Raw genomic sequence first — 18,688 nt, 5'->3', positions numbered from 1 at the left:
TTTCTTATTTTACCCAAGGAACTGGAAACAGCATCCAGGATTTTTTCTGATAATCTGCATAAATACCACCAAGATCTGACTGAATAAAACGACGTTCTTCCTGATACGCCAGAAAACCATACCAAACGGTAAACAGAATCATGCCCAGCCATTGCCATGCACCAACACTCAAAGCCGTACCGGTCCAGAACAGGAGATAAGCCAAGTAGAAAGGATGCCGGACTATACGATAGGGACCAGTGCAGTAAAGCTGATGGGGAGCTGCATCATGATGGGCGACATCTGGCCGATTTCTGCGTGTTATTGCGATAGTCCACCAGAAAAGTGCCAAAGCGGAAACAAAAAGAAATACTGTTCCTCCCACTGTCCAGACATCTCCGTGAACAGAGCGCAGGGAAATCAGAAAGAGTCCGTAGAAAACGAGGCTGCATGCAGACAGGACCTTCATCGGAAAGGGCATGCCATTACCCATCTGAAAGTGTCCGCGCACACCCCAGCTGAATGAGAGAAAGTTCAGGGCGGAGAGAATGAGAACAAGAATGGACATTATGCGGCTCCTCGCAGCCAAAGGGCGACACTGTCGCCGGAAAGAAGACCTTCGAGACCGTCGGTAGCACTCGTGAATGGGTCGATCAGAGGAAAAGAGGCCCGGATTTCGTCATACCGTTGCCGGTTCGATGACATGAGCTGCATCGGGCAGTTCAGCCCTGGATAAGGACGAAGTTCCGTCTCAGGCTGGTAACCGAGCCGTTTGTAAAACGACACATGGTTTTTCCGGACACAGGCAAAACCTACCTGAGCATGAGACATCATGCCCAGATAACCGGCTATCCGATATAGCAGGAACACAAGCCCCTGATTGTTCTGCGCCGCAGGGCTTCGAACCAGTCGGGTGAGCTCAAGACCTCGTCCTGGCCCACTGGGGGAAAAGGACGCATCTTTGAGAATTCGCTTTACGGCCTCGGGAAACGTATCGGCTCCCGGAGAGCGCAGATCACTTCCGGAAACAAGAAAAGACACTCGAACAGAAGCCAGAGGAACATCGTCCCTGTAAATAACTACCGTGCGGCTGTTGGCCATTCCATCATAATCATCGATGAAGCAACCACTCTCGTTCGGCTCTATGTACCCAGAATTTAGATAGCTTTCATACCTCAGACGGTATGCGTCTTCTTGGGTCTGAGGATCAACCGCAAGCTTCGCGATATAATCCGGCGAGCTCAGCCGTCGAGGCAATCGGGTGTGAACCGACGCACCCTGGAGGATTGGGGTAATTTTGAGAGACATCTCTTGTGTGCTCCATGTTGTGGGACACACCAAGAGTATTTGCTGGCTGGCCTGCGGTCAGGCATCTTGCAGCCATTATTATGTGAGGAACCAAGATGGCCGAGTTCGAGCCAGTCAGAACGATACCGGAATTCCGGAAACTAGATGATGCCGACATTCTGGAAGGCTATCTGGACGGCTTCCATGGAACAACAGAACCAGGGTCTGACAAATCTCCGTCATACTGCCATGGCTGGCTGAATGGGCAGGTCGATGCCGGCTTCAGAGATCCATCAGAGGCTCAGAACGAGCTTGCACAGGCTTTTCAGAACCTCTGAGAAAAGCAGCCCGTGACCTGTACGTCACGAGACTGCCTCTCTTTTGTGCCTTCACCACGGAACAAGCGACTTTCCGAGTGCCTTCTGCGCTGCCGGCGTCATGCCCAGATCATTGCGGTTCCACCATCCCCCACCAAGAGACTGGAACAGAGCGACACTATCCGAATAGCGTGCCCCCTGTGCCTGCACCAGAGCAAGCCGCGCCTGGGCATTCGCCTGTTGAGCCTGCAACACCATAAGTTCGCTGACATCCCCGAGACGAAGCTGCGCGTGAGCGATTTTCAGGCTCTGAGCTGTCGCGTCATAAGCACTCTGATTGGCCTGCAAAGCGTCTGCATCGAAATCCAGCGCGTGCAGACTGTCAGCCACATCCTGAATGGCAGACAAAACGGTAGCCTTGTAGGTCTCGTTCGCCTGCATCAGATTGTCGCGCGCCTGCCGCTCCGCATGAAGCAGGGAACCGCCCTGAAAGATTGGCTGCATCACGGTGGCGGCAATCGTCCAGTTTCCATAGCCCGGCTTGAAAAAATCGCTCATTGTGCCGACGGCCTGCCCGGGCAGCGCACTAAGTTGCACGTTCGGTAAGCGGTTGGCGATCGCAACGCCGACCTGTGCACTGGCTGACTGGATCTGAGCCTGAGCGGCCCGAACGTCCGGCCGCTGGTTCAGAAGGTCGGACGGCAATGACACTGGAAGCGTCTGAGGCAGAGTGAACTGTTCAAGCCGGAACTCTGGGAGCGGTGAGTTAGGTGCCACACCGACCAGAACGGCCATCTGGTCCCGCGTCTGTGCCAGTTGTAGATTCAACCCCGGAAGTGTGGCTTCAAGCTGCGCAACCGATGCAAGCTGGGACACCATATCCTGCTGGGATGCATCCCCCAACTTCTGACGCTTCGTAATCAGGGCCAGTGTAGATTTCTGAGACGCAATAAGATCCTGCGTCGCGGCAATCTGAGCCCGGATGGAAGCTTCCTCAATCGTGGCATTGACCAGATCGGAGATCATTGTCAGGGCTGTGGCTTCAAGCTGAAACTTCTGGATTTCCGCCTGTGCACCCGCGGCCTCGATGGCCCGGCGCGTTCCGCCCCAGAGATCCGGTACATAACCCACCGTCAACTGAGCCGTGTGAACATTATAGAGCCAGGTATTGTTGTTCGGAACCGGTGAGTAAACGCGAGACGTCTTGTTCCGTGTCGGGTTGAAGGATGCCGAGAGTGTTGGATACAGACCGGCCCCTTCGATGCGCCTTTGTTCCCAGGCTGATTTCAGACCTGTCTGCATGGCTTTCAGGGACTGGTTGTTCGCCAGTGCCTGCTCAACCAGCGTATTGAGCGATGGATTCTGGAAAATTTCCCACCACTTACCCGGAATATCCACGCCAGTCTGAAATGTCTGGGACACACCAGCACCAGTACCGCCATGGCCAGCCGTGGCTGTGCGCGGAGCGGACTGATAGTCCATACCCTTTGGTAAGTCAGGCTTATGGAAATCCGGGCCAACAGCACAGCCCGCCAGAACCAGAATCCCTAGAAAAGCCGTCGAACCTTTGAGAAGCCGCTTCATGACGGGGCTCCATTTTCTTCAACAGGTTTGGCACGACGGGCATTCCGGCGCTCAACCCACATTTCGAGTTCACTGAAATAGACAGGAAGCGCAAAGAGCGTGAGAAGCGTGGCAATTCCTAGACCACCCACCACAACCGTAGCCAGTCCACGCTGTACGTCCGTACCAACACCTGTCGCCATGGCAGCCGGCAACATACCGGCACTGGCGACCGTAGCCGTCATAAGAACCGGTCGGAAGCGTTCTCCAGCCCCCATGATTGTCGCAGAACGAACGGGATGACCTTCTGCGCGATGCCGGTTGATGCTGGAGATCATGATGATGCCGTTCTGCACCGCGACACCGAACAGGGCGATAAATCCAACAGCTGTGGCAATGTTAAGGGTTTCTCCACGCACATGCAGGGCAATCAGGCCGCCTAGCGTTGCTAGAGGCACGACGCTCAGAATGAGCAAGGCATGACGGATCTTGCCGAACTCGATGAACAGCAGAACCAGCATCATGGCAAACATGATGCCCAGAGCAATGCTCAGGCGCTTCTGGGCGCGTTCCTGCTGCTGGAAGGTTCCAGCCCATTCCAGCGTGTACTTTTCCTTGTCGTAGTGGACGGATTTCTCAATCTGTGCCTGTGCATCGGCAAGATACTGCGACAGGGGACGCTGACCGTTATCCACGCGGATCGTAATCTGGCGATGGCTCAATTCATGGGCAATGTTGCTCTCACCCATCCGCAGTCCCACATGTGCGACCTGCGACAGGGGAATATAGGCGCCTTCCGCATCCAGCAGAGGAAGCTGGGCAAGACTTTGAAGATCTTGAGCATCTTTACGGGGAATACGAAGCGTCGCGTTGTAGAAGCGATCATCTTCATACACCGTAGAGATCGCCGCATCACCGATGCCATAGGACACCATATCAGAAATATCGGAGACACTGATCCCATAACGGGCGGCCGCCAGACGGTCTGCCGTCACGGCGATCTGCGGGATCCGAGGTTCCTGGAAGATCGACGCTTCTGCCGTTCCCGGCACCTGATGCAGGACATCCACGATCTGCTGGCCAATCCGGCGCAGTTCCTGAAAGTCGTTTCCGTAAACACGCAGGACGAGCGGACTATGTGCACCGCCCACCAGATCACTCATGTTATCCTGAATAGGCTGGCTGATACCGAAATCAATGCCCGGAACCTGCGCAAGTCTGGCCCGCAGACGCTTGACGAATTGTGCCTTGTCTTCCCCTGAAGGCCATTGATCATAAGGTTTGAGACCGACAGGCATCTCGATATGAGACGGCGTCCATGGGTCCGTCCCATCATCAGAACGGCCAAGCTGCGTGATGGCGTAAGACGTTTCCGGAAACTCCCGAACTGCATTCCGCAATTCGTTGGCAATCTTTTCGCCTTTCTCAAGAGAAATGCCGGTAGGCATCTGCACCTGAATCCAGAGAGCACCCTCATCCAGATCCGGCAGAAACTCGCGCCCGATCGTCATGCCAAGGAAGACGACCGCGACCAACGCGCCAGCACCGCCAATATACGCGATGAATGGCCGGTCGATAAAATGACCCAGCCAATGCGTGTAACGCTCATGCAGCCATTCCAGCGGCTTGTTGCGCCAGATATGACGTGGTTTGCGAAGGGCCAGAAAGCTCAGGGAAGGAATCAGGGCCAGAGCACAGAGCAATGCGCCAAGAAGTGCAAAGCTGACCGTATAAGCCATCGGACGGAACAGCTTGCCTTCACTGCCTTCGAAGGCGAAGAGCGGGCTGTATGCGAGAATAATAACGAGCGTGGACGAGAAGATCGCATGTCCGGCCCGCTTGGCGACGGTCAGAACATCATCCGCATTCAGAGCTTCGGTCGGGCGTTCTTCACGGATGCGGAGGATCGTCTCCATGATGACAATGGCACCATCCACGATCACGCCGAAATCGACAGCGCCCAGCGAGAACAGATTCGCCGCCATGCCGAAGAAATGCATGAGCGTGAACACAACCGACAAAGCGAGCGGAATGGTGACAGCCGTAACGATGGCACTGCGGGGACTTCCCAAAAACAGCGTCAGGATAACTCCAACCAGGAGAATACCCTCGATCATCGTTTCCGTGACCTTATGGGTCGTGGACAGGACAAGGTTGTCCCGATCCATGTAAGGAACGATGCGGATATGCTGAGGAGCCAACTGCTTCTGAAGCTTGGCAACGGTCTGATGCAGATCTTCCAGCACCACGGACGGATTCTCGCCGCTCAGCATGGTCACAACACCCTCGACCATATCGGGGTTGTGGTCTTTACCAAGAATCCCTTCTCGCACCTGATGACCAAACTGGACCGTGCCAAGATCACGGATCAGGACAGGCACGCCATGACGCTGGGCGACGACGATGTTCTCCATGTCCGCCAGAGAGTGGATCATGCCGATACCGCGAACGATGTAAGATTGTTCGCCGCGGGAGACACGCCCACCACCTGCATTGATATTATTGTTGCGGATGGCGGTCAGAACATCTTCCAGCCCCACTGAATAACGCATCAAGGAAGAGGGTGTCAGAACAAGCTGGTACTCACGGGTAAAGCCCCCGAAATTATCAACACTGACAACGCCCGGAACATGCAGCAGTGCCGGAATGACGGACCACTTCTGCACATCCGAAAGCTGCATCAGGTTCTTGTCATCTGATTCCAGCGTATAGCGGTAGATTTCGCCTGTCGGGCCGGAAATCGGACCCAGCGTTGGCTGCGCCCCATTCGGAAGGGCATTGCTGGCCAGAATGGTTTCTACTTGCTGACGCGCCCAGAACACATTTGTTCCATCACGGAAGATCAGCGTGATGAGAGAGAGGCCGAACGTGCTGGTGGAACGACTGTCCGCCACACCCGGTACACTGGCCAGCATCCGTTCCAGCGGAATTGTGACCTGCTGCTCCATTTCTTCGGCGGCAAGGCCAGACTGCTGGGTCGTGACCAGAACGCTGACAGCCCCAAGATCCGGGTATGCTTCAACAGGAAGAATGCGCCACGCAAAGCTGCCCATAAGAGCCAGCAGAACCGCAGCGAAAAAAACGATATTCCGGCGCACGAAGCACCAGGCAATGAAACGTTCGATCATGATGGCTGGCCTGTCCGGTCAGTCGTCGTTCAACAGGATGGCGCCGCTTGTCACGACACGCTCACCTGCTGAAAGGCCGGACAGGACACGAACATCGTCACCTTCATCATACGTGATAGTCACGTCCTGCCTTTTGAAAACACTCGGAGATGTCTCGATGAAGACGGACACCTGATCGTTGTTCATCAGCAATGCGGATTTCGGTACCAGAATGGAGGCTTTTGCAGGAACCCCCAGCTTTGCTGACGCAAAAAGTCCAGGGCGCAAAGTACCATTAGCGTTGGGACACACCACGTAGGCATTGACGCGCCGTGTGTCTGGCTTGAGGGCAGGATCCAGGGTCGCCATGGGCCCGGAGCAGTGCCGTCCGGGCATTGAAGGGAATGTGATATCCAGCGTAACGTTCCCAACGAGATCATCAGTACGGTCTTCCGGCACAGCCGCAGCAACCCACACAGATGAAAGATCCAGCAGCGTCATCTGAACAGCCGTTGAATCAGTAATATTCTCCCCGACAGCCATAGTCGTCGTCGCCACAACGCCATCAACAGGAGAAACGAGGGGAACCTGCCCCTGAGCGGCATAATCAGAGCGTGCACCAAGCACCTGGAGCCGCTGATGTGTGCGTTGGGATTCAGCTTCTGCCTGCGAAAGATCGTTACGGGCAGATTCAAGATCTTTAACAGCATTGCCACCGGCAGCCAGAACACCACGGGCGCGGTCATAAGCACGCTTCGCAAAATCCAGCGCGGCGCGGGCGCGACGATCGTCCGCCCAGGCCTGATCGAGATCGCTGGCTGCGATGGTTGCGAGAACCTGTCCACGGGAAACATGCTGCCCAAGCTGAACCGCCACACTCATGATGCGCCCCGTCGCAGGTGCAAGCACATTCACCTGATGATCAGGGATGGGCACGACCTGAGCTGGCAACACAAGTGCTGTTGTGTCGTCCGCCGACACAACAGGGGTTATAACCAGACGCTTCTGAAGGGGGCTGCCGTCCCTGACAACAATACTGCCGTTCTGCCGAGTCAACATGGACGCAACAGGTGCGACCACATGCGAAGGGGCAAACAGATGAGTTCTCAGAAAGAAACCAAGAAGAAGGACAAGAATCAGCAGGCCACCGGCCAGAGCGCTGACGCGCGCAACACGCATACTTTTTGAAAACCCCGTATCTGCTGGACAGCCTCTGCCGCAACGGCGACAGAAGCAGAAACCGCCCTGCTATTCCTGAACCCCGACGTTTTCATGGCAGGACATTATCCCGCCACCATCAGATCGGAACCACTAGAAGCTGAAAACTCGGATTTTCTAAAGCCTCTCTGCAACGCATTGCAAAAATTTTATGCTTCTGACTTAAAAATTACATAAAAAAAACGGCTCATTCAAAGAATGAACCGCTTTTTCCGATCACCTTAAAACACCGGATCAGAAACGATATTCGATACCCGCTGCGACCGTCGTCGGGTTCAGGCTGTCGCGTGCATGGATATACGGACCAGAAGCTCCACCGCGCTCGTTGACGAAGGCAGGCACAGAAAGCCACATCTGCTTGGCGTCAAAGTTGAAGAACCAGTTGCCGACGAGCTGATAATCGAAGCCGACATTCGCTGCCGGACCAACAGTCGTACGAAGATCAAGCTTCTGCACAGCACCGCCAGCCGGGCTGATGTTGTGGAAGAAGGCCAGAGTCAGGCCAACACCTGCATACGGATTGAAGCGCTTGTGCGGACGAAAATGCCAGGCGAGGGTCAGTGTTGGCGGCAGAACCCATGTGCTTCCCAGATCAACCTTACCGAGAGCAGTGTCTTCAGCAGCCAGTTCATGACGGGTACTGGCAGCGATCAGATCAAGAGAGATATGATCCGTGAAGAAATACTCGAATGTGAATTCCGGAGCGACCTGATTGGTTGCCTTGACCCGGCCACCAATCACTTTCACGCGGGAAGACGTATCCTGCGGCAGCACACCCAAGGCTGACAGACGGATCAGGAAGTCCCCCTTACCGAGACCAATCTTCGTGTTCGCGCAGGTTTCGAACAGACCGCAGTGACCAGAGGCAGGCGGCACGATATTGACCTGCGGAACAGGAGCGGCCGTCATGGGAGCTGAAACGGTAGCCTGCGGGGCTGCTGTCTGTGCGAAAGCAGGAGTAGCCATCAGGCCCAGGGCAGCGACCAGCGCGAAAGCGGAAGTCTTCATAAGGGAGGTTCCATCAACAATAGTTGACCTCAGAAAGCACTCCTCCCTGTCCCTCACCTTGACCTGGATCAAGTCTGGGGAATTATGTGTTATAGGTGTGGCGGCCAGAAGAAATGTTTCATGCCGGAAGAGAACAAAGAGTCATGACGTCGTCGCGCAACCCGGAAGAAATTCATGATCGTTGCTCACGTTGCATCGGTCGGAAGCACAGTATTTGCAGCGCGATTGAAGACTGTGATCTTGCAATACTGGCAAGCGAGTCTTCGAGAATGACCGTTCCTGATGGTCGATCTTTCATAGAAGAAGGTTCTCCGGCACACGATTTCTTCGTTGTCACTGACGGACGGGTCAAGCTATTTACACTTCTTCCTGATGGGCGCCGTCAGATTACCGGGTTTGCCGAAGGTGGAGACTTTCTCGGACTGGCGGCTTCCACGAGCTATGCATTTGGCGCAGAGGCGCTCGGCACTGCGGTTCTGTGTCGATTTCCACATGCCTCCATGCAAAGACTTACAGATCGCTTCCCAAACCTTGAACACCGGCTCCGACAGGAGGCCTCGCGGGAACTCAGCCTGATGCAGGCCAGGCTGACGCTTCTGGGACGCAAGACCGCTCGGGAACGGCTTGCAACCTTTCTCATGGAACGTATCCACCTGCTGGCCCCGCCATGCCACGCAAATGCTTCCCAGGTTGAATTCGACCTTCCTATGCCCCGCACAGATATTGCCGATTATCTGGGCCTGACTATTGAAACAGTCAGCCGGGTACTAAGTGCCTTCAAACGTGAAGGTCTCATAAACATTCGCGGCATCACACACATTACAATCATGCAACCTGAGCGCATTTCTGCCATTGCGGAAGGCCTCGAATAGTCGACTCATCAAGGTGAGGCCACATTCCCGCCATGATGAACTGGTGTCTTCCTGCCAGACATTTACAGGAGACTTCATGAAATCCCGTCTTTTCTTTCGTTCCATGCTCGCCATCAGCCTTCTGACGGGCTCCGCCATGGTGGTCTCTCAGGCGCATGCCGCAGATCCGGCAGCAGCCACGCAGAGCAGCACCAGCCAGAATGATTTTCTTGGAAACCTGACAAAGAAAGAAGACAGCGTGAATACGCGTCTTCAGAACTACCAGACACAGTCCAAGGCTGCGCAGGAACAGCGTACCCAGAAGATCCAGTCTCTCAAGGATCAGTACACGAATGCTCCGGCCAATCAGAAGGCTCGCATCCAGAAGCAGATCAATAGCGAACGCGACAAGCTGAACACCGCGCGCGCAGAGCAGACGGAAAAACTTCAGACGCTGAAGAATGCCCCTCAGGAGCAGAAGAACCGCCTGAATGCTCTCGGCAAGAAGACCCGCAGCGACGCAACCAATTTCCTGAACGGCGGTCTCTGAGACTTTCGTTGTCAGCCGGGCTTTTTCCCGGCTGACAGTTTCCAGATTACAGACTTCTAAATGCGGCCATGGCCCGGTCTCGGCCCTCTTTCAGGTCTGCAACAGGTCTCGGATAGGTTTTCCCAAGCGTAATGCCTGCTCTTTCGAGGTCATCCTCTTTCGCATTCCAGGGTTCGAACAGGTCTTTGCCAGACAACTTCTTAAGCTCTGGAACCCATTGCCGAATGTAATCCCCCTCCGGATCGAATTTTACCCCCTGCCGCGTCGGGTTGAAAATTCGGAAAAATGGCGATGCATCTATGCCGGTCCCTGCGACCCACTGCCAGTTCATGGCGTTGCTTGCCCAATCCGCATCGACAAGTGTGTCGCGGAACCATGCCTCACCCTCACGCCAGTCAATCAGCAGATGCTTTGTCAGAAATGAGCCAACAATCATTCTGGCGCGATTATGCATCCAGCCGGTTTTCCATAACTGGCGCATCCCAGCGTCTACAACAGGGACACCCGTTCTTCCCTGCTGCCAGGCCAACAGGTCTTTTTCACTCTTACGCCAGGGCATCTTCTCAAATTTTTGGCCAAGGCTGGTGTCAGGTAAGCGCAGCTGATGAAAGAGTGTATATTTCGCAAACTCCCGCCACCCAACTTCGGAGAGAAACAGGCTTGCGCCCTCATCATGGACACCTTTCTTTTGAAGAGCGCCCCAAATCTGACGGGGAGAAATAGCGCCTGAGGCAAGGTAAGGAGACAGCCGCGACGTCCCTTCCCGACTCAACTCATCACGCCCCTTGCTGTACCGAGCACAATCATGGCGAACGAAATCCTCAAGGTGCTCATGCGCCTCCTTCTCCCCCGGCTCCCATGATGTCCGTAATCCACCCGCCCAATCCGGGTGCGCAGGAAGAAGGGACGCCTCATCAAGACAGTACTCACCCAAAAGATCGTCTGCCAAAGGATGAAACGACAAAGTGGTCGGAGCATCAAGAGGTTCTGGCACATCATGCTTCTGAAAACCTTTCCAGAACGCTGTGAAAACCTGATAGAATCGTCCTTCCTTGGTCTGTACCTGTGTTGGGTCCAGCAGTACCGTGCCCCAGAATGCTTCGGACATGATCCCATGCTTCTTAAGCGTGGAAGCGACCCGGGCATCCTGTTCGCGCTCTTTCTGATGCAACCGATGATGCCAGTAAACGCTCTGTGCGCCGGTATCATGAGCCAGTCTTGGAATCAGTTTCTCAACCGACCCAGCAAGCGTCAGAAGCGTGCCTTGATGATGGTTCAGCGCCCTTCTGAGGTCTGTCAAAGCACCATGCAACCACCATCGCGCAGCTCCTCCGAGCTTATGAAGAGCCGGTGTTTCGTCATCAAGAACATAGACGCAGATCAGAGGCTGCCCCGTTGCCGCAGCAGCCTGCAACGCTGGATGATCAGTCAGCCTCAGATCCTCCCGAAACCAGACAATGACAGGAGAAGCAGGCGTTTGGTGACCTTTGGCAGACATTGGATCCTCGCTATTATGAAGAGGGGATAGCGTCTGACAGGTCCTTTTGTTCACAAGGTTATGAAACTGCCTTATCTGTTATGTTTCATTTTGAAATATTCCAATCACACAAAATCCTTACCGTCGATGAACTTTCTCTTTGTAAAAGCGTTTTGCCTCCGAACGCTCTTTCGAAGGAGTTATACCGAATGTCCATCAAGTCCATCGCCCGTGTTGCACTGTCCCTGACGCTGCTGTCCGGTGCTGCCGTTTCGCTCTCGGCCTGCAACACTGTTCATGGTGCTGGTCAGGACGTGAGTGCTGTGGGTCACAACGTGTCTCGCGGTGCAAACGCAACACAGGACGCCATCCAGCGCCATACGGATGCATCCACACACTGATCTTTATTCGTTCAGACGAGAAATGGTTATTGATCAACCGCCGGGGGTCTTCGCCGGCGGTTTTTTCATATCCAGCTTATAATATCCATAAAATCACAAAATCTGAGACTTGAGGGATTTTTAACATCTTTGAACGTGATTCCACTTGTAATCCGTCATTTCCCGGTCTCATATCTCAATCTGAACAGACGTTCTCGGGGCGGGGTGAAACTCCCCACCGGCGGTATTGATGGACTTTGGTTTGTCTGAGCCCGCGAGCGCCTTCTTCTTTCAGGGAAGATGGGTCAAGCAGATCCGGTGAGATTCCGGAGCCGACGGTCACAGTCCGGATGAGAGAGAACGCAGCGCTTGCCCAATGTCAGGCAGGAGAGGGTGTGTATTGCACTCTTCTCCAGCACTGGTCATCGGTTAAGGGCGGCGTGCGCCCTGCGGACGTCCCTGATTGGGACCGAAGACCGCAGCCTTGTTGAAACAGACCGCCTTTTCCGCATCTTCAAATCTCGCAACCATCCGGGACGGCTTTCGTGTGGCTATTGCCCAGGCGGTAGACACGCTAGGAGCAACCTCCCCTAATCCTTCCGTTGGTTGTGCTCTGCTGGATGGCAAAGGCCGCATCCTGACGGTTGGCGTTCATCCGAAAGCTGGTCAGCCACATGCCGAAGCCATGGCACTTGCGCAGGCACGGGATGTTGGCGTGCTTGAGCAAGCTCGAACAGCAATTGTGACACTGGAGCCGTGTAATCATACGGGTCGTACGCCACCATGCAGCGAAGCTTTGCGCAATAGCCCGATTGAGCATGTCTGGATTGGAGTTGCCGATCCTACACCACAGGCAGCCGGGGGGGCTGCGCGTCTTCGGGAGATGCCAGGCGGACGGAACGTCACATTTCTGAACGATGTCCCAGAACTGACCGATCTTCACCGAGACTGCCGTGCTTTATTGGCCCCTTTCCAAAATCGTGTGACACGTCATCGTCCTTGGATCAGCGTGAAGCAGGCTCTGGATCAGAACGGATCTATGATTCCGCCAGCCGGTCAAACAACTTTTACATCTGTGGCCTCCCTGACGCTTGCACACAGGCTTCGCCGCGCAACAGACGCTATCATCACGGGTGTTGGCACCGTTCTTGCTGACAGACCGCGCTTCACAGTGCGTCGGGTACGAGACCACGCCGATCGCGCAAAACGTCTCTTGGTCGTGTGCGACCGGCATAGGCGCCTTCCAGCGGACTGGAAAGCTGAAATGGAGCAATCCGGGTTCGATATTCTGACCAGTACGGACCTTCTGGCTGTTCCCACCATGCTGGCGGATCGTGGCATGAACTGGGCCATGGTGGAAGCCGGTCCCGCTCTTCTGAAAAGCGTTTCGGATGCAGGCCTGTGGGACGACTGGCTGACCATTCGCAAGGATGGCGACACCGATCACATCACACTTCAATCGCGGGACGAGAGCCCGCTTCGACTGCTGAGGGAAAACACATGTTCTCTGGAATCGTAGAGCGTCTGGGCACTGTCCGTTCCGTCTCCCTCCGGGACAAAGCCATGGACCTGACCATCGAAACGGGCTTTCCGGATCTGGAACTCGGCGAGAGCGTGGCGATCAATGGTGTTTGCCTTACGGTCGAGACGTTCGATGCCACCGGTCTCGCGACGTTCCACCTAAGTGGCGAAACATTATCCCGCACGCCACTGGATCAGCTCAAGGCCGGCTCGAAGGTCAATCTCGAGCGTGCGGTCGCGGCCAGCACACGCCTTTCCGGGCATATCGTGCAGGGACATGTTGATAATGTAGCGACCCTCGCCAGTGTTCAGAGAGCTGGAGATTCCTATGCCCTCCGCGTTTTTGTACCTCAGGATCTGCGCCAGTATGTCGTGGAAAAGGGCTCCATCACCTTTGATGGTATCAGCCTGACGGTCAACGACCTGCATGACGGGATTGTTCGGGGAAACCAGACGGGATTCGAGGTGGGTCTGACCATCATTCCCCATACCTGGGAACACACAAACCTCTCTTCCCTGGAAATCGGTACCCGGATGAATGTGGAGGTCGATGTGCTGTCCAAGTACGTTGAGAACCTGCTCCGCTTCTCCCCTGCATTTGGAAAGGTTGCATCATGAAGCCATCGCTGAAAGCCGCCATTGAGGCAATCCGCGCAGGCGGAATGGTCGTCATGGTGGATGACGAAAACCGCGAGAATGAGGGTGATCTGGTTATGGCGGCACAGTTCGCCACACCAGAAGCCATCAACTTCATGGTGCGCGAAGCGCGCGGACTCGTCTGCCTTCCTCTGGAAGCCGAGCAGGTAGATCGTTTGGGACTGCCCCCAATGGTCAGCCGCAACCGTGACCCACGCGGTACAGCCTTTACGGTTTCCATTGAAGCGGCCACGGGTGTCACAACAGGCATTTCCGCTGCGGATCGTGCCCGGACAATTGTGATCGCGGCCAATCCGGATGCAACAGCTAAGGACGTTGTTTCTCCTGGTCACATCTTTCCCCTTCGCGCTCATCCAGAAGGTGTGGTTGCGCGTAATGGGCACACAGAGGGCTCGATCGACATCGCGCGCCTCGCAGGCCTTGAGCCAGCGGGGGTGATCTGTGAGATCATGGCAGATGACGGCAGTATGATGCGTCTGCCGGAGTTACGGCGGTATGCGGCAAAACACGGCCTGCCGATTGTTAGCATCGCGGATCTTCAGGAATGGTGCCTTGAGCATGGACGTGGTCCTGTAGAGGACGCCCAACTCATCAGCACGCCTGTTCCAGCCGCTGGGGAAATGATTGCGGCTTCGGCTCTGCCCAGCATTTTTGGCGGCCATGATCTGCGTATTCATGCCTTCCGGGCCGTTGACGGCGTGGAGCATGTAGCACTGGTGAAGGGCGATCCGTCCAAAGGGGTGCCGCTTGTGCGTCTGCACTCCGAATGTGTGACAGGTGATGCACTTGGCTCCCTGCGTTGCGACTGTGGCGCCCAGCTTCGGGAAGCTCTGGAGCGCATCTCCGCTGCGGAGTCTGGCGTGCTGGTCTATCTGCGAGGCCATGAAGGCCGTGGTATCGGCTTGGCCAACAAGATCCGCGCCTATGAATTACAGGATGCCGGCATGGATACCGTCGAAGCCAATGAAGCTCTCGGTCTGCCTGCGGATGCGCGGGAATGGGACGCCGCAGCCGATCTGCTCCGGCATCTGGGCGTAACCTCCCTGCGTCTTCTGACAAACAACCCGGATAAGGAATCCAACCTTGTCCGCTTCGGATTTGACGTTCAGTCTCGTGAACGACTGGAAATCGAAGCCAACCCTTTCAACCGGGCCTATCTCGCTACCAAGCGAACACGGATGGGTCATTTTCTTCAGGAACAGCCCGCATGAGTAAGCATATCCCCGTCGCACCTGACCTGCGCCTTTCGCCTGCACCCAAAATGGCCATCATCGTCAGCCGCTTCAATACAGAGATTACGGGCGGCCTGAAGAATGGCGCGCTTGAGTGGATGGAAGAGCGCGGCATCACAGATGTGGATGTTTATGATGCCCCCGGTGCCTTCGAACTGCCTCTTCTAGCGCAAAAGCTGGCAAAGTCGGGAAAGTATGAAGGTGTGATCTGCCTTGGTTGCGTCATTAAGGGTGACACAGCGCACTTTGAGTTTATTTCCCTTGGGGCCACCATCGGCATCATGCAGGCTCAACTTGCAACGGAAGTGCCAATCGCTTTCGGAATCCTGACGACCTATACAGAAGCTCAAGCTGTTGCCCGCTCCCGCCACGATGCAGAAAATAAAGGCCGTGAAGCTGCTGCTGCGTGTGTTGAAAGTGTTTCGTTTCTTAGGGGTATATGACCCCAGACATTTTTTAAAACCCAACCTGCATGGAGACACTGGATATAGTCTGTAAAAATTTATAGGCTATATGAGTTAACTAGAAAGGTTTTACCTTGATGCTGAATGCAGTCTTAACTCATGACTTACAGGTGGAGGGTTCGAAAAACTCTCTGTTTTTGATGCTTTCTATGTGATTCCCTTTCTTTGGTTTTGGTTGAGGGAATGCCGCTATGAAACAGCTTGGTTTCTTTGATGTTGAAGAGCGGCTTGCCCGTTTGAGCGGGCTTGGCGATCAGCTCGAAGCGTTCTCCCGGACAGTGGATTTTGAAGTGTTCCGCCCTGATCTGGAGCAGGCTTTGGCCTATTCAGACGGCAGTAAAGGCGGGCGTCCGCCGTTTGATCCGGTACTGATGTTCAAGATCCTGGTGATCCAGACGCTGAACAATTTGTCTGATGAACGGACGGAATATCTGATCAACGACCGCCTCTCTTTCATGCGCTTTTTAGGTCTGAGGCTGTCGGACCGTGTGCCTGATGCCAAAACGGTCTGGCTGTTCCGTGAACGCCTGACCCAGGCGGGGGCCATTGAAAGACTGTTTGACCGGTTTGACGCGACCCTGCGGAACGCGGGCTATCTGCCGATGTCGGGCCAGATCCTGGATGCAACATTGGTAGCCGCTCCAAAGCAGCGCAATACGAACGCTGAGAAAGCCGACCTCCGGGCAGGACGTACCCCCGAAGACTGGCAGGACAAGCCGGCAAAGCTGTCGCATAAGGATCGTCATGCACGATGGACACTGAAGTTCACGAAGGCGAAGCGTCAGGATGACGGGACGATCCCCACAACGGATCTGGCCATTCCGTTCTTTGGCTACAAGTCCCATGTCTCCATCGACAGGAAGTTCCGGTTCATCCGGAAATGGAAGACGACAGATGCCGCCGCCAGTGATGGTGCGCGATTGCGAGAAGGGCTGTTGGATAACACCAATACGGCCTCAAGCGTCTGGGCAGACACGGCGTATCGCTCCAAAGCCAATGAAGACTTCATGGAAAAGCAGGGATTTGTTTCGAAGGTTCACAGAAAAAAACCGCATCTCAAACCGATGCCCCGGCATATCCAGAGATCCAATGCAGGAAAGTCTGTGATCCGATCTCGTGTCGAGCATGTCTTTGCCGATCAGAAATCGCAGACGGGACTGTTCATCCGAACTGTCGGTATCACCCGGGCCACCATGAGGATCGGACTGGCCAATATTGTCTACAACATGCGCCGCTTTCTCTTCCTCGAACGATTGAGCGCGAGCGCGTAGTCATCCAGCGGGAAACAGCACTCGATCTGCTCAAAACGCAAACAGAAAACGCCCCAAAGAACCGTCAATCAAATCGCCAAAACCCAGAAATCACGGGCCAAGCACATCAATTGATGGTTCTTCGATCCCTCCACTTTTCTCGAGGTTCTTTTCCCACCTCCGATTTTGAATGCATCGGACATACAGAAACGGAAATTTCCGAATTTGGCCTTCCTATCGTTCCAAAAGACCGAGCCCTTTGGCATAACTGGGATTACATATGCCCAATAATTCTTTCTTGGAAAAAAGAAAAATACGATTATTACGTTGTTACTGAGTCCGATGTTGCAGTGAATTTACCAATTTCTCTTCTCTGTCAGAAAATGCAGGAAGAAAATATTGATCTCATTGTTGATTTCATTCATAAGCCCACGCCCGAGTGGATCTGGTATAAAGACGCTTTAACTGTCAGCGATAATCCTCTTGGATGCCTTCTTTGTGTCTCGATTTTCTCACACAAAGCGCTCGAACTCATAACCAATCAACGTTTGAAGATGGCTGCGGATTACGCGGACGGTACCCGCACCATCTGGCCCTTTTGTGAAACTGTTGTGCCTGCAACCATAAGAGACGCGGGACTGAAAATTGCGGATCTTAAAGATTTCGCAAATTTAAGCCATTTCCATTTCGGGGAGAAATACTCAGAGCATAATCCGGTCGTTAACGAACCTGGAGGCTTTGTGCATTCAGTTATCTCGGGCAAAAAAATCATCGATCTGACGCTTTCCTCACGACCTATCCGCAACTTTATAGATGAGTTACCAAGCAACGAACTTTCACTGCTTCATGAAAATCAGGCGGACGTTCAAAAATCCATCATAAACAGATCTCTTAACGAACCCGACTATGCCGCTACCGCAGTTTTTCCAGAAACTTTAATATAAATATTTACGACAAAAATAATGTTGCCCAATACAAACCCGTTGCGACAAGTTCTTTAAGTATCTTTTCCCAATCTCACATCGCTTCTGAGGCAGACAACCTGACCAATCCTAGGTGGACAGGTGAATTTTCATTTCATACAGACTGCGAACATAATCCCTGGGTTGTTGTCGATCTTCTGGAAAAAACCTTTCTTAAATCGCTTCTTATTGAAAACCGTCATCTCCATTCTGAGCGATTTGATGACTTCACCATTGAAACCAGTCTTGATAGCGAAATATGGCGTACCGAATCTTTTGAACTTTCCAATCACCCTACAGACAAGAAGATTTTTGTTACCTTCAGAGCACCGCCTTCAGCACGTTTTCTTCGTATTACCAGTCTATCCAATGATTGCCTGCATCTACGCTCTTTAAAAGCACAGTCGCTGCCGCTAGGGCCAACTCAGGATCTGTCTCCTTATGCCATAGCTGACATGAGTACAGTTTCCTCCTACTCACAATCAGATGACACACAGGTGGAAGCTTCGTCTCTTTTCGTAGGGGCAGACGATTACAGCATCCATTCCAAAAATGAGTCATACCCTTGGTGGAAAGCCGAATTCGACCGACTGGTTGTCATTGAGCGCGTTAGAATATCCATCCGTTCCGGATGGAACCGGCGCTTTATTCGCTTTGCATTCGAGACGTCTACCGATGGCAAAATCTGGACTGTCATACGCCTGGTTATGGACGGAAAAAGTCCTTCCGAAGCTCCTCAGAATGAGGTTATCTGGTCTCCGTCCAACCCAGCTGCCACACGCTATTTCCGTATTCGGTTACTCGAAAACGGAATTCTGAACCTGCGACAGATAGAAATTTCCGGTCGCCCGGCTCTCTAAAGTAT

The 18,688-nt window shown here is 54.0% G+C and carries 18 protein-coding genes, 1 pseudogene and 1 riboswitch; of the genes and pseudogenes, 12 read left to right on the top strand and 7 right to left on the bottom strand.

Annotated features, from left to right (window positions below; translation table 11 throughout):
* Positions 1-4: 4 nt before the first annotated feature.
* Both AC3B6F_RS06790 and AC3B6F_RS06785 read right to left on the bottom strand, forming a co-directional pair.
* The gene (locus AC3B6F_RS06790; RefSeq protein WP_426067525.1) at positions 5-547 is read right to left on the bottom strand and encodes a methyltransferase family protein; all 543 of its coding nucleotides are present in this window, start codon (positions 545-547) and stop codon (positions 5-7) included.
* Positions 547-1,287: an N-acyl amino acid synthase FeeM domain-containing protein gene (locus AC3B6F_RS06785; RefSeq protein WP_426067526.1), complete on the bottom strand. Its 741-nt coding sequence runs from the start codon at positions 1,285-1,287 to the stop codon at positions 547-549. Before AC3B6F_RS06785 ends, AC3B6F_RS06790 begins: the two co-directional genes overlap by 1 nt.
* A gap of 95 nt (positions 1,288-1,382) precedes the next feature.
* On the opposite strand from AC3B6F_RS06785, the gene AC3B6F_RS06780 reads away from it, so the two are divergent.
* Positions 1,383-1,604, top strand: coding sequence for a hypothetical protein (locus AC3B6F_RS06780; RefSeq protein ID WP_489823788.1), 222 nt, complete (start codon positions 1,383-1,385; stop codon positions 1,602-1,604).
* A 51-nt stretch (positions 1,605-1,655) separates the two neighbouring features.
* On the opposite strand, the gene AC3B6F_RS06775 is transcribed toward AC3B6F_RS06780, so the two are convergent.
* From AC3B6F_RS06775 to AC3B6F_RS06760, 4 genes are all read right to left on the bottom strand, one after another.
* Positions 1,656-3,167 carry an efflux transporter outer membrane subunit gene (locus tag AC3B6F_RS06775; protein WP_489823787.1) on the bottom strand — a complete coding sequence of 504 codons (1,512 nt, stop codon included), beginning with the start codon at positions 3,165-3,167 and terminating at the stop codon, positions 1,656-1,658.
* A complete protein-coding gene (locus AC3B6F_RS06770; protein WP_023944290.1) occupies positions 3,164-6,274 on the bottom strand; it encodes an efflux RND transporter permease subunit in 3,111 nt (1,036 codons plus the stop codon). Before AC3B6F_RS06770 ends, AC3B6F_RS06775 begins: the two co-directional genes overlap by 4 nt.
* An 18-nt stretch (positions 6,275-6,292) precedes the next feature.
* Positions 6,293-7,432: an efflux RND transporter periplasmic adaptor subunit gene (locus AC3B6F_RS06765; RefSeq protein WP_489823786.1), complete on the bottom strand. Its 1,140-nt coding sequence runs from the start codon at positions 7,430-7,432 to the stop codon at positions 6,293-6,295.
* 273 nt (positions 7,433-7,705) lie between these two features.
* Complete coding sequence (locus AC3B6F_RS06760) at positions 7,706-8,479, bottom strand: OmpW/AlkL family protein (protein WP_211567956.1); 774 nt, start codon at positions 8,477-8,479, stop codon at positions 7,706-7,708.
* 269 nt (positions 8,480-8,748) lie between these two features.
* On the opposite strand from AC3B6F_RS06760, the gene AC3B6F_RS06755 reads away from it, so the two are divergent.
* Both AC3B6F_RS06755 and AC3B6F_RS06750 read left to right on the top strand, forming a co-directional pair.
* A complete protein-coding gene (locus AC3B6F_RS06755) occupies positions 8,749-9,351 on the top strand; it encodes a Crp/Fnr family transcriptional regulator (RefSeq protein WP_034881553.1) in 603 nt (200 codons plus the stop codon).
* A gap of 76 nt (positions 9,352-9,427) precedes the next feature.
* A complete protein-coding gene (locus tag AC3B6F_RS06750) occupies positions 9,428-9,880 on the top strand; it encodes a hypothetical protein (protein WP_489823785.1) in 453 nt (150 codons plus the stop codon).
* A 46-nt stretch (positions 9,881-9,926) separates the two neighbouring features.
* Here AC3B6F_RS06750 and AC3B6F_RS06745 read toward each other — a convergent pair whose 3' ends face one another.
* A complete protein-coding gene (locus AC3B6F_RS06745) occupies positions 9,927-11,378 on the bottom strand; it encodes a cryptochrome/photolyase family protein (protein ID WP_489823784.1) in 1,452 nt (483 codons plus the stop codon).
* Positions 11,379-11,566: 188 nt separating this feature from the next.
* Here AC3B6F_RS06745 and AC3B6F_RS06740 point away from each other — a divergent pair, with 188 nt between their 5' ends.
* The 9 genes and pseudogenes from AC3B6F_RS06740 (at position 11,567) to AC3B6F_RS06700 (ending at position 18,683) form a co-directional block, all read left to right on the top strand.
* Positions 11,567-11,758, top strand: coding sequence for an entericidin A/B family lipoprotein (locus AC3B6F_RS06740; protein WP_007284482.1), 192 nt, complete (start codon positions 11,567-11,569; stop codon positions 11,756-11,758).
* Positions 11,759-11,944: 186 nt separating this feature from the next.
* Positions 11,945-12,103: riboswitch (FMN riboswitch) on the top strand.
* Between the two features lie 118 nt (positions 12,104-12,221).
* The gene (gene ribD / locus AC3B6F_RS06735) at positions 12,222-13,256 is read left to right on the top strand and encodes a bifunctional diaminohydroxyphosphoribosylaminopyrimidine deaminase/5-amino-6-(5-phosphoribosylamino)uracil reductase RibD (protein ID WP_489823783.1); all 1,035 of its coding nucleotides are present in this window, start codon (positions 12,222-12,224) and stop codon (positions 13,254-13,256) included.
* Positions 13,238-13,876, top strand: coding sequence for a riboflavin synthase (locus AC3B6F_RS06730; protein ID WP_211567952.1), 639 nt, complete (start codon positions 13,238-13,240; stop codon positions 13,874-13,876). The genes ribD and AC3B6F_RS06730 overlap by 19 nt, the downstream gene beginning before the upstream one ends.
* Entirely contained in the window at positions 13,873-15,126 is a 1,254-nt protein-coding gene (gene ribB / locus AC3B6F_RS06725; protein WP_489823782.1) for a 3,4-dihydroxy-2-butanone-4-phosphate synthase, read from the top strand. The genes AC3B6F_RS06730 and ribB overlap by 4 nt, the downstream gene beginning before the upstream one ends.
* Positions 15,123-15,590 carry a 6,7-dimethyl-8-ribityllumazine synthase gene (ribH, locus tag AC3B6F_RS06720; RefSeq protein ID WP_426067534.1) on the top strand — a complete coding sequence of 156 codons (468 nt, stop codon included), beginning with the start codon at positions 15,123-15,125 and terminating at the stop codon, positions 15,588-15,590. The genes ribB and ribH overlap by 4 nt, the downstream gene beginning before the upstream one ends.
* A 212-nt stretch (positions 15,591-15,802) precedes the next feature.
* Positions 15,803-16,882, top strand: coding sequence for an IS5 family transposase (locus AC3B6F_RS06715; RefSeq protein WP_489823012.1), 1,080 nt, complete (start codon positions 15,803-15,805; stop codon positions 16,880-16,882).
* 113 nt (positions 16,883-16,995) lie between these two features.
* Positions 16,996-17,805 (top strand): hypothetical protein, encoded by an 810-nt coding sequence (locus tag AC3B6F_RS06710; RefSeq protein WP_489823781.1) that lies wholly within the window; start codon positions 16,996-16,998, stop codon positions 17,803-17,805.
* Positions 17,802-18,179 (top strand): annotated as a pseudogene (locus AC3B6F_RS06705) (discoidin domain-containing protein); the annotation flags it as partial. The gene AC3B6F_RS06710 and the pseudogene AC3B6F_RS06705, both read left to right, overlap by 4 nt.
* A gap of 99 nt (positions 18,180-18,278) precedes the next feature.
* The gene (locus AC3B6F_RS06700; RefSeq protein ID WP_489823780.1) at positions 18,279-18,683 is read left to right on the top strand and encodes a discoidin domain-containing protein; all 405 of its coding nucleotides are present in this window, start codon (positions 18,279-18,281) and stop codon (positions 18,681-18,683) included.
* Positions 18,684-18,688 lie beyond the last annotated feature (5 nt).

The sequence above is a fragment of the Gluconobacter sp. ESL1110 genome (assembly GCF_058107395.1).
Note: the sequence above shows the minus strand (reverse complement) of the source record. Positions and strands in the feature narration are given on the sequence as shown.

Bases quoted from the DNA above. Each gene is read 5' to 3' on its own strand.
- AC3B6F_RS06770 (WP_023944290.1), bottom strand. From the start codon at position 6,274: ATGATCGAACGTTTCATTGCCTGGTGCTTCGTGCGCCGGAATATCGTT.
- AC3B6F_RS06780 (WP_489823788.1), top strand. From the start codon at position 1,383: ATGGCCGAGTTCGAGCCAGTCAGAACGATACCGGAATTCCGGAAACTA.
- AC3B6F_RS06790 (WP_426067525.1), bottom strand. From the start codon at position 547: ATGTCCATTCTTGTTCTCATTCTCTCCGCCCTGAACTTTCTCTCATTC.
- AC3B6F_RS06700 (WP_489823780.1), top strand. From the start codon at position 18,279: ATGAGTACAGTTTCCTCCTACTCACAATCAGATGACACACAGGTGGAA.
- AC3B6F_RS06750 (WP_489823785.1), top strand. From the start codon at position 9,428: ATGAAATCCCGTCTTTTCTTTCGTTCCATGCTCGCCATCAGCCTTCTG.
- AC3B6F_RS06740 (WP_007284482.1), top strand. From the start codon at position 11,567: ATGTCCATCAAGTCCATCGCCCGTGTTGCACTGTCCCTGACGCTGCTG.
- AC3B6F_RS06765 (WP_489823786.1), bottom strand. From the start codon at position 7,432: ATGCGTGTTGCGCGCGTCAGCGCTCTGGCCGGTGGCCTGCTGATTCTT.
- AC3B6F_RS06715 (WP_489823012.1), top strand. From the start codon at position 15,803: ATGAAACAGCTTGGTTTCTTTGATGTTGAAGAGCGGCTTGCCCGTTTG.
- ribH (WP_426067534.1), top strand. From the start codon at position 15,123: ATGAGTAAGCATATCCCCGTCGCACCTGACCTGCGCCTTTCGCCTGCA.
- AC3B6F_RS06755 (WP_034881553.1), top strand. From the start codon at position 8,749: ATGACCGTTCCTGATGGTCGATCTTTCATAGAAGAAGGTTCTCCGGCA.
- AC3B6F_RS06760 (WP_211567956.1), bottom strand. From the start codon at position 8,479: ATGAAGACTTCCGCTTTCGCGCTGGTCGCTGCCCTGGGCCTGATGGCT.
- AC3B6F_RS06785 (WP_426067526.1), bottom strand. From the start codon at position 1,287: ATGTCTCTCAAAATTACCCCAATCCTCCAGGGTGCGTCGGTTCACACC.
- AC3B6F_RS06775 (WP_489823787.1), bottom strand. From the start codon at position 3,167: ATGAAGCGGCTTCTCAAAGGTTCGACGGCTTTTCTAGGGATTCTGGTT.
- AC3B6F_RS06710 (WP_489823781.1), top strand. From the start codon at position 16,996: ATGGTTCTTCGATCCCTCCACTTTTCTCGAGGTTCTTTTCCCACCTCC.
- ribB (WP_489823782.1), top strand. From the start codon at position 13,873: ATGAAGCCATCGCTGAAAGCCGCCATTGAGGCAATCCGCGCAGGCGGA.
- AC3B6F_RS06730 (WP_211567952.1), top strand. From the start codon at position 13,238: ATGTTCTCTGGAATCGTAGAGCGTCTGGGCACTGTCCGTTCCGTCTCC.
- AC3B6F_RS06745 (WP_489823784.1), bottom strand. From the start codon at position 11,378: ATGTCTGCCAAAGGTCACCAAACGCCTGCTTCTCCTGTCATTGTCTGG.